General features: G+C 32.3%; 15 protein-coding genes. All 15 read left to right on the top strand.

The window, feature by feature from the left end; genetic code table 11:
* Positions 1-222: 222 nt before the first annotated feature.
* The 15 genes from LQ668_RS04850 to LQ668_RS04780 all read left to right on the top strand — a co-directional run bounded on the left by LQ668_RS04850 (position 223) and on the right by LQ668_RS04780 (position 14,638).
* Positions 223-1,974 (top strand): purple acid phosphatase family protein, encoded by a 1,752-nt coding sequence (locus LQ668_RS04850; RefSeq protein WP_420870898.1) that lies wholly within the window; start codon positions 223-225, stop codon positions 1,972-1,974.
* 97 nt (positions 1,975-2,071) lie between these two features.
* Positions 2,072-2,737 (top strand): hypothetical protein, encoded by a 666-nt coding sequence (locus tag LQ668_RS04845; RefSeq protein WP_078357819.1) that lies wholly within the window; start codon positions 2,072-2,074, stop codon positions 2,735-2,737.
* Positions 2,738-2,847: 110 nt separating this feature from the next.
* Complete coding sequence (gene pta, locus LQ668_RS04840; RefSeq protein ID WP_078357820.1) at positions 2,848-3,834, top strand: phosphate acetyltransferase; 987 nt, start codon at positions 2,848-2,850, stop codon at positions 3,832-3,834.
* 2 nt (positions 3,835-3,836) lie between these two features.
* Complete coding sequence (locus tag LQ668_RS04835; RefSeq protein ID WP_107509405.1) at positions 3,837-4,676, top strand: lipoate--protein ligase family protein; 840 nt, start codon at positions 3,837-3,839, stop codon at positions 4,674-4,676.
* Between the two features lie 78 nt (positions 4,677-4,754).
* Positions 4,755-5,081 (top strand): YuzB family protein, encoded by a 327-nt coding sequence (locus tag LQ668_RS04830; RefSeq protein ID WP_078357822.1) that lies wholly within the window; start codon positions 4,755-4,757, stop codon positions 5,079-5,081.
* A 554-nt stretch (positions 5,082-5,635) separates the two neighbouring features.
* Positions 5,636-6,112 (top strand): GNAT family N-acetyltransferase, encoded by a 477-nt coding sequence (locus LQ668_RS04825; protein WP_078357823.1) that lies wholly within the window; start codon positions 5,636-5,638, stop codon positions 6,110-6,112.
* 13 nt (positions 6,113-6,125) lie between these two features.
* Positions 6,126-6,887, top strand: coding sequence for a 2-keto-4-pentenoate hydratase (locus LQ668_RS04820; protein ID WP_107509404.1), 762 nt, complete (start codon positions 6,126-6,128; stop codon positions 6,885-6,887).
* Positions 6,888-6,910: 23 nt separating this feature from the next.
* On the top strand, positions 6,911-8,209 hold the full coding sequence (locus LQ668_RS04815) for an HD domain-containing protein (protein ID WP_078357825.1): 1,299 nt from the start codon (positions 6,911-6,913) through the stop codon (positions 8,207-8,209).
* A 68-nt stretch (positions 8,210-8,277) separates the two neighbouring features.
* Positions 8,278-8,790 (top strand): YwhD family protein, encoded by a 513-nt coding sequence (locus tag LQ668_RS04810; protein WP_107509403.1) that lies wholly within the window; start codon positions 8,278-8,280, stop codon positions 8,788-8,790.
* 205 nt (positions 8,791-8,995) lie between these two features.
* A complete protein-coding gene (locus LQ668_RS04805; RefSeq protein WP_107509402.1) occupies positions 8,996-9,412 on the top strand; it encodes a YwiB family protein in 417 nt (138 codons plus the stop codon).
* Positions 9,409-11,067 (top strand): arginine--tRNA ligase, encoded by a 1,659-nt coding sequence (gene argS, locus LQ668_RS04800; RefSeq protein WP_078357828.1) that lies wholly within the window; start codon positions 9,409-9,411, stop codon positions 11,065-11,067. The genes LQ668_RS04805 and argS overlap by 4 nt, the downstream gene beginning before the upstream one ends.
* Before the next feature lie 96 nt (positions 11,068-11,163).
* Positions 11,164-12,051, top strand: coding sequence for an ABC transporter substrate-binding protein (locus tag LQ668_RS04795; protein ID WP_107509401.1), 888 nt, complete (start codon positions 11,164-11,166; stop codon positions 12,049-12,051).
* Positions 12,044-13,021: a FecCD family ABC transporter permease gene (locus LQ668_RS04790; protein WP_078357830.1), complete on the top strand. Its 978-nt coding sequence runs from the start codon at positions 12,044-12,046 to the stop codon at positions 13,019-13,021. Before LQ668_RS04795 ends, LQ668_RS04790 begins: the two co-directional genes overlap by 8 nt.
* A 145-nt stretch (positions 13,022-13,166) precedes the next feature.
* On the top strand, positions 13,167-13,862 hold the full coding sequence (locus LQ668_RS04785) for an HAD family hydrolase (RefSeq protein WP_078357831.1): 696 nt from the start codon (positions 13,167-13,169) through the stop codon (positions 13,860-13,862).
* Positions 13,859-14,638 carry an alpha/beta fold hydrolase gene (locus LQ668_RS04780; RefSeq protein WP_078357832.1) on the top strand — a complete coding sequence of 260 codons (780 nt, stop codon included), beginning with the start codon at positions 13,859-13,861 and terminating at the stop codon, positions 14,636-14,638. Before LQ668_RS04785 ends, LQ668_RS04780 begins: the two co-directional genes overlap by 4 nt.

Here is a 14,638-nt window from a genome sequence, read left to right as displayed (position 1 = left end):
GAGTATATTAGGGAGCCTAGGACATGTATGTCCTAGACTCCTCTTTATGTATTATTTAAAATTTCATTAATAAAACATTTATAATATCTTTACAAAGGGTTAACCTACAGTTGATACACTTCCTAATGTAATGCGTTTTAAATCACAAGGGTTAATTAGGAGGAAGTGTACATGTATAATCAGTCAGTAACAAAACGATTCTTAAGTGGAACTGCTTGTTTGATGTTATTATTAGGCGTTTCTGCAAATGAAACTGTAGAAGCGAGTGGGTCTGGAAATCCGGGAGTTAATACATCTGAAACAACAGCTAACACAAGTGATTCTGAAATTAAAGTGACATCCCAAAAGCCTCAGGTAGCACCAGTTCCTAAGAAAAACCAACCTAACCGTATCATTACTAATTTTAACGGTGATACTAAATCAGAAATGGCATTTAATTGGTATACTACAGATCAGTTTAAAGATGCAAAAGTATGGGTTTCTGAAACTGGTAATTTTGATGATGCACGTTCTTTTGATGCTAAATCTAAAAAAGTAAATTCGAAATATGTTGAACGAGATAAGAATGGAAACTTTATCTTTGCAGATCTAGAAAAAGATGATGAAGGTGAACCTGTTAAAGATAAGAATGGTAAAGAAAAAGTTAAAGGTTATTACACTGATAAAAATGCCAAAGGACCTGAATGGACACGTGGTGATAAACACGGGAAATCAGAATTAACGACAGTACCAGAATATAGCTATAAAGCTGAAGCAAATAATTTAAAACCAAATACTACATATTATTATCGCGTAGGTAGTGCAAATGGTCCTCAAAGTGAAGTAGGTCAATTTAAAACATCTGGAAACAAAGATGATCACTTCCAATTCGTTCAATATACAGATACACAAAATGCATACTGGAATGAACATGTAAGAAATGAAGCTCAGTTTGGTGCTGATACTCTAAGCAATGCCATTAAAACAGCTGGCAATCCAAACTTTGCACTTCATACAGGAGACTTTGTTGAGACTGCTCAAATTGAAGATGAGTGGCGTGATTTATATGATCAATCACGCCCATCCTTTATGTCATTACCAATCGCTTCTGCACCTGGTAACCATGATGAATACGCCTTAAGTGAAGAAGATGAGAAACTTTTAACTACTTATAACGATCATGTAAATGTTCCGAAAGAAAATAATGCAGTGAATGGTGGCTCGTATTATTCATTTGATTATAACGGTGCGCATATGGTTGTAGCTAATACGAATGATAATAAAAAATCAAAAGATAACCCAGAAGAGAAAGCTATTGGGAAAGAGCAAATGGAATGGATTAAGCAAGATATTAAAGATGCGAAGAAAAATGGTGCTAAATGGGTTATTTTAAACCTTCATAAACCGATGTATTCTAAATCTTATCATGCTTTATCAGATGAAGATGTCGCTAAAATACGTGATGAGCTGACTAAACAAATTGATGATTTAGATGTTGATTTAGTACTTCAAGGTCATGATCATGTACTTTCACGTACAAAACCACTTGAACATACTGGAACAAAAAATAGTTTTGTAAATGCTAAAAAAGAAGATGCTAAACAAATACGTGGTAAAGATAATGTAGCATATTACGATAATCCTAAAGGTTCAGTTTATGTGTTACCTAATACTGGTGGAACTAAAGCGTATGATAGTATTTATGACCGTCCATTAGAACATATTAAAAAGGTAAGACCTGAATTAAAAGACTTAACACAAGAGCAATTAGATCATTACAATAGTCTGTTTGCTTTAGGTGAACAACCTCATAAAACAGATGCATTTAATAATAGTCATGAAAACAACCGCGACTCATCAGACCAGAACTTCTCAGTTTATGACGTATCAGGAGACGAATTGGTTGTTAAAATATATCAACTACATGGAGATATTAGTAAAGGCGAACAGAGACAAGTTAAATTAGTAGATGAATTTGGTATTAAAAAGAACTAAAAATAATTTTTAAAGTTAAATAAACATGTATATTAGACGTCTCCTTCAAGCAATATTATGTGGAGACGTCTATTTGTAAATAGAAGGAGAGATTATCTTGCAACATAAGTTCAAATGCTTAAGTGCTTTTATAATTTTAATTTGCTTAGTAAGTGGATGTAGTAATGACTCAACAACAAAGAAAGAAACACAACAAAAATCAGAAACCAAACAAGCAAAAGCTGAAGAAATACAAGTTTCAGATAAAGAAAAAGATGAATTAAAAGAAAAATTATTAATCTATGCAGATCAGTATGGTAAAGACAAAGGAATGGCAATATCTAATCGCTATTTTAGTAGCAGTGATCACACACAAGGTGATGGATATGCTTTGACAGAAGACGGAGAATTACAAATTACAAATCATAATAAGCCTGGAAAAAAAGCATTCAAAGTACATAATATAGTTGGGATATCAGCATATTATTCTAAAAACAATGTAAAAGGTATCGATAAACAAGCGCAAGATTTAACGAATATCCAAGGTTATAATGAAGTAGCGGATATGAATAAGCCAATTACTAAATATTTATTTGCTGATAACGGAAAAGTATATCAGTATGAATTCACTCAGAACGAAGATGTCACTTTATCTACAGGATTTGCCGATAAAGATTATAATGGTAAAGATCCTAACTTAAAACCAAATGTCGCTTTTACTGAAGTTAAAGATAAAGATATAGTTCAAAAATGGAAAAAGTTGTTGTCAAAATATAAATCATAAATTTGTGTATTTTTATAAAATTAATTCATAGTTCGGATACGTGAAAATTTATGAAAAAATGTTATAATTATGAATGGAAAAATTAAAGCAATCATATATAGGAGGCAATTATGTCTAATTTACTTAATGTCCTAAGCGACAAACTATCAGGTAAGAATGTTCGTATCGTATTACCAGAAGGTGACGATGCTCGTGTATTAACAGCAGCTGTTAAATTACAAGCTACTGATTTGGTTGCACCGATCGTACTTGGTAACGAAGAAGCAATTAAAGAAACAGCAGCGGGTGCTAATTTATCAATCGATGGACTTACAATTATTAACCCTGAAAAAAGCGAATTAAAAGCTGATTTAGTAGAAAAATTTGTTGAACGCCGTAAAGGTAAAGCAACAGTAGAACAAGCTGAAGAATTATTAAACAATGTAAACTACTTCGGAACAATGTTAGTTTATACTAATCAAGCAGATGGACTAGTAAGTGGTGCTGCGCATTCTACAGCGGATACTGTACGTCCAGCATTACAAATCATTAAAACTAAACCAGGCGTTACTAAAACATCAGGTGTATTCTTCATGACTAAAGGTGAAGAACAGTATGTGTTTGGTGATTGCGCAATTAACCCAGAATTAAATGCTCAAGACTTAGCTGAAATTGCAATTGAAAGTGCTAAGACTGCTCAAGCATTCGGTATGTCTCCAAGAGTAGCAATGCTAAGCTTCTCAACTAAAGGTTCAGCGAAATCACCTGATACTGAAAAAGTATCTGAAGCGGTATCGATTGCTCAAGAAAACTTGAAAGAAACAGACTTAAAAGATGTAGTATTAGATGGCGAATTCCAATTTGATGCAGCAATCGTTCCAGAAGTAGCTGCTAAAAAAGCGCCAAATTCTGAAATTCAAGGTGATGCAAATGTATTTATCTTCCCTAGCTTAGAAGCGGGTAACATTGGATACAAAATTGCACAACGTTTAGGTGGATTTGATGCAGTTGGTCCTGTATTACAAGGCTTAAACGCACCTGTTAACGATTTATCACGTGGCTGTTCAGCAGAAGACGTATACAGTCTTTCAATTATTACAGCTGCTCAAACATTATAATCGTGGAAACTTTGAAAGATTATTTTACACAAGAATGGCGATACATTGACCACACTTCAGGACTGCAGCCAATGCAGTCCTTTAGTTTCGATGATACATTTTGTGATCAAGTTGGAAATGATAAAAGTCCAAGTGTAGTAAGAACATGGATACACAACCACGTCGTGATATTAGGCATACACGATTCTAGATTACCTTTTTTAAAAGATGGCATTGAATTTTTAAATAATATTAAAGGATACAGTGCAATCGTTCGAAATTCAGGTGGTTTAGGCGTTGTGTTAGACAAAGGTGTACTAAATATATCTTTGATTTTTAAAGGTAAACATGATGTATCCATTGATACGGGATATGAAGTGATGTTACGTCTCATACGTGAAATGTTTAAAGAAGAAACAAATGCTATTGAAAATAAAGAAATCTCTGCCTCATACTGTCCGGGTAGCTATGACTTAAGTATCAATAACAGAAAGTTTGCTGGTATATCACAACGAAGAGTTAGAGGTGGTATAGCAGTTCAAATATACTTATGTGTAGAAGGATCTGGTGCAGAACGTGCAAACATGATGAAAGAATTCTATCAACATGCATTAAAAAATGAAAAAACAAAATTTATCTATCCAACCATCATTCCTGAAAGTATGGCATCTATAAATGAATTATTAGATAAAGATTATACAACGAATGACATATTGTTCAAATTGTTAGGAAGTCTAAAAACATTAGGTGCAACATTAAATATGAATCCCGTCACAACAGAAGAATGGGAGCTATATGATAAATATTTTGAAAGAATGATTGAACGAAATGATAAAATGGTACGAAATATGGAAAAACAATAAAATGACATTCTCAAACAACTGTTAAGGTGGTATAATAATTTATTGCTAAACTAGAAATCGAGAAAGGTGGGGAAACAAATGCGAAATAAATTTCAAGTCTGCGATGATTGCCAAGCTGTTAATTTACCATCACTACTGAAAAAATTAAAAAAAATAGATCCAGAAGCCGAAGTAGAAGTAGCTTGCCAATCTTATTGTGGACCAGGCAGAAGAAAAACATTCGCATTCGTTAATAACCGCCCATGTGCCGCGTTAACAGAAGAAGAACTCATGGAGAAAATTCAAAAACAACTTCAAAAGAAACGCGATCCAGAAGAAGAAGAAAGATTGCGACTTAGAAATGAAGAACGAAAACGTCGACAAAAAGAAATAGATGAGAAGTTAAATAAGAAGTTGAATAAGTAGAATAGAAATTTATGAAGTGAAGTTTGGATTAAATCGGGTCAAAACGCACGAAGACTTCAAGCTCATTAAGCACATTTATACTAATCATAAAAGAATAACACCATATTTCTTGAGGCTGGGACAAATTAATTGTCCCAGCCTTTCATTGTTCAGTGTTGATTTTGAGGGTGTCTTAGATTAACGCCTGACTTAATCTACAACTCACCCCAACTCTTCGATTAACTCCATATTTAATCTACAACTCATCTCATTTTTTCAAAAAAAAATTATTTATGTCCCACTTTCTTTTATTTTTAAATATTTTATATGAATATTATTATTAAGAGTTAACTTACTTAACAAATTCTACATTTCTAAAGGGGTTTCGAGTATAATTAAGTGTTCTGAATATTATAGTTTTTAGTATATAAATGATATAATTGCTTATAAGGTTAGATAGAAAGATATTTAAATGTGTACATTGTAATAATGGTATATAGGGAATAAATAAACATAGAATAATAGACATCATGGTCATATGCTTGATGTGAAAGGTAGATAAGGGAGAGATATTTATGGCAAATGTAAGAAAAGCAACGATAGAAGATTATTCTGGAATTAAAAATGTAGCATCTAAAGCTTGGTATGATACGTATACCAATATTTATACGGCTAGCACGGTGACGGCATTTTTAAATGCATCTTATTCTAAAGAGATGCTTCAGAAACGTATTAATGATTCTGATTTCTTTGTTGCAGAAGATGAAGAAAAGATTGTTGGTTTTGCGAACTTTATTAAAGGAACTGAGCTATATCTTTCTTCTCATTATGTTCTACCTGAAGCACAACGTGATGGTTATGGTAAAGCATTACTTTATGCTGGTCTAGACCAATATAAAGGTTTATACAAAGAAGTATACTTAGAAGTTGATGGTAAGAACGACATTGGTATTGCCTTTTATAAGAAAGAAGGTTTTGAAGTAATTCGTAAGTATGAAGAGTTATTGTTTGGAGATGCAATGAGCACAACACTTATGAAAAAAACTTTTTAGGAGGTCGTTTGTAATGGAACAATCACTTAATAAATGGGTTTCTCAATTTTATGAAGCTTATGAAAATAAAAAAATTATTCCAAATGGTATTTTGCCTTCGAATATTACTGAACATGCAGCTTATGATATTCAAGAAGGTGTCTTGCAACGTAAGGAAGAAACAGAAGTTCATAAAGGATATAAAATTAGTTTAACGAGCCAAGAAACAAGAGATATCTTTTCTTCAACGACACCTTTATACGGTGCGATGGGTGAAACGACTATTTTTGGTCCACGTATTTATTTAAATGATTTAAACGAACCTTTAGCAGAGTTGGAATTGGTCTTTATTGTTCAAGAAGAATTGACTGAAGAAGATAGTTTAGAAGATATTATGCGTAAGTGCCTTATTGCACCAGGAGTCGAAATACCGGATTCTCGATTTAGCAATTGGTTTCCTAATTTAACAGTTAACGAAATTATTGCAGATAGTGCAGTAAGTGGTGGCGTCATTTATGGTGATCCTAAGCAATTAACATACGAAGACATTGATAACATAAAAGGGACTTTATCATTAGATGGTAAAGAGCTTGCATCTGGATATAGTACAGAAGTAGAAGGTCATCCAGCTAAAGCTGTTAAATGGCTCATTTCTAATATTAAAGAATATAATCGTTCTTTAACACCTGGTATGTTTGTCTCAAGTGGAACATTTATTTTGCCTAAAACACTCACTAAAGGTGCGTATAAAGCAACTTATGAACATGTTGGTGAAATCGAATTTACAGTAGAGTAAAGATGAGAAATGGAGGGAACAAAGTGACAGAAGAAGCTTATGGAACGAAAAAGCTACCTGAAGAGAAAGTTTTCAAAGATCCTGTTCATCGTTATATACATGTTAGTGATCAATTAATTTGGGATCTTATTAAAACAAAAGAATTTCAACGCCTAAGAAGAATCAAACAACTCGGAACATTATATTTATCCTTCCATACAGCTGAGCATAGTCGCTTTGGCCATTCTTTAGGTGTTTACGAAATCGTAAGACGAATGGTGGATGAAGTGTTTGATGGAAGAGCACCTTGGGATAATAAAGATAGACCACTTGCATTATGTGCTGCTTTATTACATGACTTAGGTCACGGCCCTTTTTCTCATTGTTTCGAAAAAATATTTTTAACTGATCATGAAGCATTTACACAGTTGATAATTAAAGGTGATACAGAAGTTAATGAAGTGTTGAGAAGAGTGTCACCTGATTTCCCAACTGAAGTAGCTGAAGTTATAAATAAAACACATGAAAATAAGTTAGTGATTTCCATGATTTCTTCTCAAATAGATGCAGACAGAATGGATTATTTACAAAGGGATGCTTATTTTACAGGTGTTAGCTACGGACAATTTGATATGGAGCGTGTATTACGTTTAATGCGCCCTTCAAAAGATGAAGTACTTATTAAAGAAAGTGGTATGCATGCTGTTGAAAATTTCTTGATGAGTCGTTATCAAATGTACTGGCAAATATATTTTCATCCAGTAAGCCGTGGTGGAGAAGTATTGCTTAATAGATGTTTCAAACGTGCTAAAGTACTTTATGATCAAGGTTATTCATTTAAAGAAGAGCCTAAATATTTAATTCCATTCTTTGAAGGTGAAGTTTCTATTGAAGACTATATACGATTAGATGAGACAGTCGTAATGTATTATTTAGAAGAATGGACTGAAGAAGCAGATCAAATTTTGAGTGATTTAAGTAAACGATTTGTGAATCGTGATTTATTTAAATATTTACCATTTGATGGATCGATTATTACGATTGGTGAATTGACAGACCTATTTGAAAAGGGTGGAATTGACCCAGAGTATTATTTTGTGTGTGATTCATTTTCTGACTTACCATACGACTATGATCGTCCTGGATCAAATCGACAACCGATACATTTATTACAAAAGTCAGGCCACATTAAAGAGATTAGTAGTCAATCAGTCATAATTCACAGTATTACAGGAATTAAACGACTTGATTATAAATTGTATTATCCAAAAGAATTGATATTAGAAATGGAAGATGAAAATATTAAAGGTGATATCATTAATTTATTAAATGAACTCGTATAGATTACAATCTTGAATGTCTATCTAATACTCTAGTATGATGTAAGCAAGAATTAAATGAGGTGAAACAATTGGCTGAAAAAAAAGGATTTCAATTTAATATAATAAAAAATGATCCATTAGATGGACATAAAGGCACAAATATTGGTTCAATCAGTTTAGATAACGTTGCACCTGTGTTCGTTGATGTAACAGAGCAAAGTGCTTTTATAGATGTTGGCGCAATGCACGCAAGAGCAGAAGTGGAAAAGCGTGTAAAATGGGTTAAAGATATAGAAGAAGTTAAAGGTGAAGAAGCTAAAGAATATTGGCTTTGTTGGGTTACAACAGAACGTGGTGAACAAGGACCCTATTATGCAGGGTTAACGGGTTGTTACTTAATGGTTAACAAACCTAAAAAGCGTGGATATAAAAGTATGCCAGAGCATGTTAATATGATGGATAAATCTATGAAGCATCATATTAAAATTGACCAAATTGGTGATGAAAATAGAATCGTACTTAAAAATTTCCTTCAAGAGCATAGTGAAGAAATGTGGAATAACAGTAGTGAGGAATTAAAATCATCACTTGATACGGATTAAATATGTCTATTTTGTGACTTAATTGTGAAATATAACAATTCAAGTAAATTGCTATTGTCTTTTCACAATTTCATAAGTAAAATAGTTGATAGCTACTATAGCTAGGACACTAAAAAAAGCAGGCGCTTTTAGCCCTGCTTTTTTTAATTTTATTTGTCAAATATGCTATAATGATATACGTTCTTATACGATGAGGTGGCCAACTATGGAAGAGAATATTAACATTAATATTAAACAAGTTGTGAAACAAAATGGCGATAAATCAACGTTTCAAACAAAAACATCCGGTACATATCATAGAAGAAATAGTGATATTATTAGATATGAAGAAACGATTGATAACCAAATAGTAAAAAATATGCTTAAAATAGATGATGATGGTGTGAAAATTCACCGTACTGGCACAGTTAAAACAGTGTTTCACTTTGTCGAAGGACATGAAACAATTAGTTATTATGATACTGAAGCCGGACGTATGACAATGACTGTCAAAACACTATCAATTAAACATTATATAGATGATAATAAGGGTAAACTCAGGATACATTATCAATTAAGTGACCACACAGGATTACTCGGGACATATCAATTTCAAATTAATTTTAAGGAGATAAATGAATGAATATTATTAACCAAGTTAAAGAAACGTTAATTGAAGAAATCAAAGCAAGCATATTAAAAGCCGAACTTGTTGAATCAGTTCCAGAAATTAAAATAGAATCACCTAAAGACCCTGCTAATGGAGATTACTCTTCTAACATCGCAATGGTATTAACTAAGCTTGCACGTAAAAATCCTCGTGAAATAGCGAACCAAATCGTGGATAACTTAGATACGACTAAAGCAAATGTTAAGAAAGTTGATATTGCTGGCCCAGGTTTTATTAATTTTTATTTAGATCAACAATATTTAACTGATATTATCAAATCAGCACTAACTAAAGGTGAAGCATTTGGTAAATCAGAAGAACGTAAGAATGAAAGTATCATAGTAGAATACGTTTCAGCAAATCCAACTGGAGATTTACATATTGGACATGCAAGAAATGCTGCTGTTGGTGATACATTATCAAACGTCTTAAATGCTGCTGGTTATGATGTGACACGTGAATATTATATAAACGATGCAGGTAAACAAATTGAGAATTTAGCTCATTCAATAGAAGCGCGATATAACCAAGCTTTAGGACAAGATACTGAATTACCTGAAGATGGTTATTACGGAAAAGATATCATCGCAATTGGTAAAGATTTAGCTGAGAAGCAACCTGAAATTAAGGATCAACCAGAAGATGTTCGTATTAAAACTTTCCGTCAACTTGGTTTAGATTATGAAATGGTTAAATTAAAACAAGATTTAGCTGATTTTAATATCCATTTTGATAATTGGTTTAGTGAAACTTCTTTATATGAAACAAACAAAATTACAGCAGTATTAAATAAAATGACTGAGCTAGGTTTCACATATGAACAAGATGGCGCAACTTGGTTAAAAACGACTGAGTTTGGTGATGATAAAGACCGCGTATTGATTAAACAAGATGGTACGTACACTTATTTCTTACCAGATATTGCGTATCACTATGATAAAGTTGAACGTGGTTATGACAAACTGATCAACTTATTTGGTGCAGATCACCACGGCTATATTAATCGTTTAAAAGCTTCTTTAGAAACATTCGGAGTAGATTCAAAACGTCTTGAAATACAAATTATGCAAATGGTAAGATTGTTACAAGATGGTGTTGAAGTGAAGATGAGTAAACGTACTGGGAATGCCATCACATTACGAGACATAATGGATGAAGTGGGTATTGATGCAGCACGTTACTTCTTAACAATGCGTAGTCCAGATACACACTTTGATTTTGATATGGAACTTGCGAAGAAAGAATCACAAGATAATCCAGTTTATTATGCACAATATGCACATGCTCGTATATCTTCAATTATTCGTCAAGCTAATGAAAAAGATATAACGATTGATCAAAATGTTGATTTATCATCAATTACACATGAAAAAGCTTATGATTTATTGAAGAAAATTGCTGAATTTGAACCTACGATAGTTTCTGCTGCTGAATCTCGCAGTCCACATCGTATCACGAACTATATTCAAGATTTAGCTGCACAATTCCATAAATTCTATAATGCAGAAAAAGTATTAACTGATGATTTAGATAAGACGAAAGCACATTTAGCTTTAATTGAAGCGGCACGTATTACATTGCGTAATGCTTTAGCTTTAATTGGCGTTTCAGCTCCAGAATCTATGTAATTAAATAAAATGTTTTAATTGAGGTGCAGCTCAATCTTATTTGAGCTGTGCCTTTTTGTGTACCATTTTTTAATAAACATGCTGAGGAGAGAAGTTATGAAAAGACTGAATGTAATTTATTTAATTTTAGCGGCTTTGATTGTGCTATCAGGTTGCCAAAGTGGGAATTCTGATAGTAATAAAGAAACGAAGCAAGAATCAACGGATAAAAAAGAAGATAAGCGTATCGTGTCGTTGATTCCAAGCAACACAGAGATATTATATGAATTAGGACTTGGGGATAAAGTAGTTGGGGTATCAACAGTCGATGATTATCCTAAAGATGTTAAAAATAAAAAGAAATTCGATGCTTTTAAATTGGATACAGAAGCTTTATTAAAAGCAAAACCTGATTTAATTTTAGCGCATGAATCTAATCAATCTACTCAAGAAAAAGATTTGAAAAAATTGAGTGATGCAGGTGTTAAAGTGGTTTATATTGATGATGCAAATTCAATTAATGAAATGTATGAAACGTTTAAACAAGTTGGTAAAGTTACAGGTAAAGAACGAGAAGCTAATCAACTCGTTCGTAAAGTTAAAAGTGAAATAAACAATGTTATTATAGAAGTCCCTAAAGAACAACAAGGTAAAAAGGTCTTTATGGAAATATCTTCTCAGCCCGATATTTATACTTCAGGATCGAATACATTTTATGATGATATGTTAAATTCTATAAAAGCAGAAAACATCTATCATGACCAAGAAGGATGGATAAAAACAGATAAAGAAAGCATTTTAAAAAGGAATCCGGATGTGATGATTACGACAAGCGGACAAAATGAAGATGAATATCAGAAATTAAATAACAATAGAGATGGCTTTGAGCAAGTTAAGGCTGTTAAAGAGAAACATGTTCATGCTTTAAATGCAGATATGATTTCAAGACCAGGTCCTAGACTTGCTAAAGGGTTAAAAGAACTTTCAGATAAAGTTTATGACTAAAAATATAAAAATCTATAAACTGCTTACATTATGGTTTCTCGTTCTATTGTTAGCTATTGTTATTTCATTGTTTGTTGGCTCAACTGGTATAACATGGAAATTTGAAAATCAACTAGATTGGACAATATTTTATAAGCTAAGAGTACCTAGAACTTTGTTAGCATTAATTGCTGGTATGGGACTTGTATTAAGTGGTCAAATATACCAAACGATATTAAATAATCCATTGGCAGATAGTTTTACATTAGGTTTAGCAAGCGGTGCAACATTTGGTAGTGCATTAGCTGTATTCTTAGGTGTTTCGATATGGTTTGTACCATTATTTTCTATATTTTTTAGTTTGTTAACACTTATTATAGTTGTATTAATTACAGAAACGATGGTTAAGACATTTCACGTAGCGACCATGATCTTATCTGGTATATTTATAGGAGCATTTTTCAGTTCAGCACTTTATATATTATTGTTACTTAAGCCAAATAAAGTGAATAGTATGGTCTCTTATATGTTCGGAAGTGTTTCGTCGGCTGAGACAATAACTGTAGAAATTACAGGAGGCGTTACACTCATTTGTATTATATTTTTATTTGCAATGAGTCATTTTATTAAAATTATTCAATTAGGTGATGACAAAGCGATAACACTTGGTGTCAATGTTCGAGTAGTTTCATGGTGTTGTTTATTAATAGCAGCAATCATGACGGCGGTCATTATTAGCTTTACAGGTATTATTGGATTTATAGGTATGATTGTTCCTCAAGTAGTTCGTAGAGTTTATAAAGTGTCTGTCCGTATTCAAATGATATTAAATCTACTAATAGGTGGGTCTTTATTACTTATTGCAGATACAGTTGGAAGAGTGATTATAAGCCCGATACAAATACCTGTTGGAATTGTCTTATCAATCATCGCAATTCCAATCATGATGTACTTAATGATTACTGAACAACGAAAAAAAGAAAAAGGTTAAACGCGCATTTATAATATAAACTTAAATTAGCGTTACTGCACCAGTCCTTTAGAGCTGTATACAAAGGATTGGTGTTTTCTATTGAAGAATTGTATTGCTTTCTTTATGGAATAGTTTAAAATGTTTCTATGAAAGGGATGATGACATGTGTTCGTGTGATATTCAAGCGATTATTTTTGATTTGGAAGATACGCTTGTTGATCGTGAGAAATCACGAATGAAATTTTTGGAAGAACAATTTGAACGATTTCATGAATTGATGGTTACAGTCCAAAGACGTGATTTTGAAAAGGTATATTTAACATTGAATCCCTATGGGTTAGAAGATATTGAATGGGTATATCAAGAATTAGTTAAAAAATTAAATATAGAAAGAATTTCTTGGAAAACGTTTTATAATGATTATAAGATGCATCATTATAGATATCATTTTCCTTTTCATGATACATTGTTTGTTTTAGAAAAATTAAGAAACATGGGTTATAAGTTAGGTGTAGTGACGAACGGTAAAAGCGAAGATATCACACATGTTATGAATGCAATTGGGATATATCCATATATACATTATGTTTCAACGTCTGATGAAGTTGGCGTTAGAAAGCCAGATCCTGTAATATTTGAAGATATTATGAAGCATCTAGGTGTTACTGCCAAGAATGCTATTTATGTTGGCGATTGTCCTTTAAATGATATTGCTGCAGCCCACGCCATGGGTATGATTACTGTATGGATGGCTAATTCTGTATTAGGTACACCTGAAGAGGATGAATTAGATTATACGATTGAAAGTTTAAGCGATTTAATAGAAGTTTGTACAAAAATCGAAAGAGGTGATGCATGATGAAATTATTTTTAACTAAAGAAAATGTTGCGATTCATTATAAAACGAAAGGTAATGGATATCCTGTTATTTTACTGCATGGTGTTTTTCAAGATATGGAAGTATTTACACCGATCATTAAAAAATTGAGCAAACAATACCAAGTGATTTCCATTGATTTAAGAGGTCATGGACTAAGTGATACCCTTAGTGATAGTCGAGTAGATGATTATATTTCAGATATACAACAATTGATTAAAGCATTATTTATTGATTCTGCTTATGTAATTGGTTTAGAACTTGGAGCTACTATTGCAACAGGTTTAACATATAAAAATCCTAGTCTTATAAATGGTATGGTATTGATTAATCCAACCGATAATCATACGACATTTCCAGATAATCGTATTTACGATAGACATGCTGACGAAATCAGAACAATGACTGAACAAGAGAGAGAAAAATATTTATTAAGATTTAGATATAAAAATATAAAACAAGCTAAAAAGTTTGTTAAATCTCACATGCCATCTAATGATTTACAAACAATGGAAGAAGAAATTGCGATTAAGCGCTCGTTTAAAGATTTTGACATTGTCTCATTATTATCAGAGATTAAGGTAAGGACACTGATTATATCTGGATTGTATGATGGAAAGATATTATATAGTGAAGGTAAACGAGTTGCTGAATTATTACCTAATGCTGAATTTAAGCTATTTGAAGAATCAGGAGAGCTACCTTTTGTAGAAGAAAATGAAAAGTTTATAAAAGTACTTAATGAATTTTTAGATTAA

This window comes from Mammaliicoccus sp. K-M42 (genome assembly GCF_022386375.1).
In the GTDB taxonomy this organism is placed as follows: domain Bacteria; phylum Bacillota; class Bacilli; order Staphylococcales; family Staphylococcaceae; genus Mammaliicoccus; species Mammaliicoccus fleurettii.
Note: the sequence above shows the minus strand (reverse complement) of the source record. Positions and strands in the feature narration are given on the sequence as shown.

Coding starts and splice junctions, on each gene's coding strand:
- LQ668_RS04805 (WP_107509402.1), top strand. CDS start 8,996: ATGGAAGAGAATATTAACATTAATATTAAACAAGTTGTGAAACAAAAT.
- LQ668_RS04820 (WP_107509404.1), top strand. CDS start 6,126: ATGGAACAATCACTTAATAAATGGGTTTCTCAATTTTATGAAGCTTAT.
- LQ668_RS04850 (WP_420870898.1), top strand. CDS start 223: ATGTTATTATTAGGCGTTTCTGCAAATGAAACTGTAGAAGCGAGTGGG.
- LQ668_RS04785 (WP_078357831.1), top strand. CDS start 13,167: ATGTGTTCGTGTGATATTCAAGCGATTATTTTTGATTTGGAAGATACG.
- LQ668_RS04780 (WP_078357832.1), top strand. CDS start 13,859: ATGATGAAATTATTTTTAACTAAAGAAAATGTTGCGATTCATTATAAA.
- LQ668_RS04830 (WP_078357822.1), top strand. CDS start 4,755: ATGCGAAATAAATTTCAAGTCTGCGATGATTGCCAAGCTGTTAATTTA.
- LQ668_RS04825 (WP_078357823.1), top strand. CDS start 5,636: ATGGCAAATGTAAGAAAAGCAACGATAGAAGATTATTCTGGAATTAAA.
- LQ668_RS04790 (WP_078357830.1), top strand. CDS start 12,044: ATGACTAAAAATATAAAAATCTATAAACTGCTTACATTATGGTTTCTC.
- pta (WP_078357820.1), top strand. CDS start 2,848: ATGTCTAATTTACTTAATGTCCTAAGCGACAAACTATCAGGTAAGAAT.
- argS (WP_078357828.1), top strand. CDS start 9,409: ATGAATATTATTAACCAAGTTAAAGAAACGTTAATTGAAGAAATCAAA.
- LQ668_RS04795 (WP_107509401.1), top strand. CDS start 11,164: ATGAAAAGACTGAATGTAATTTATTTAATTTTAGCGGCTTTGATTGTG.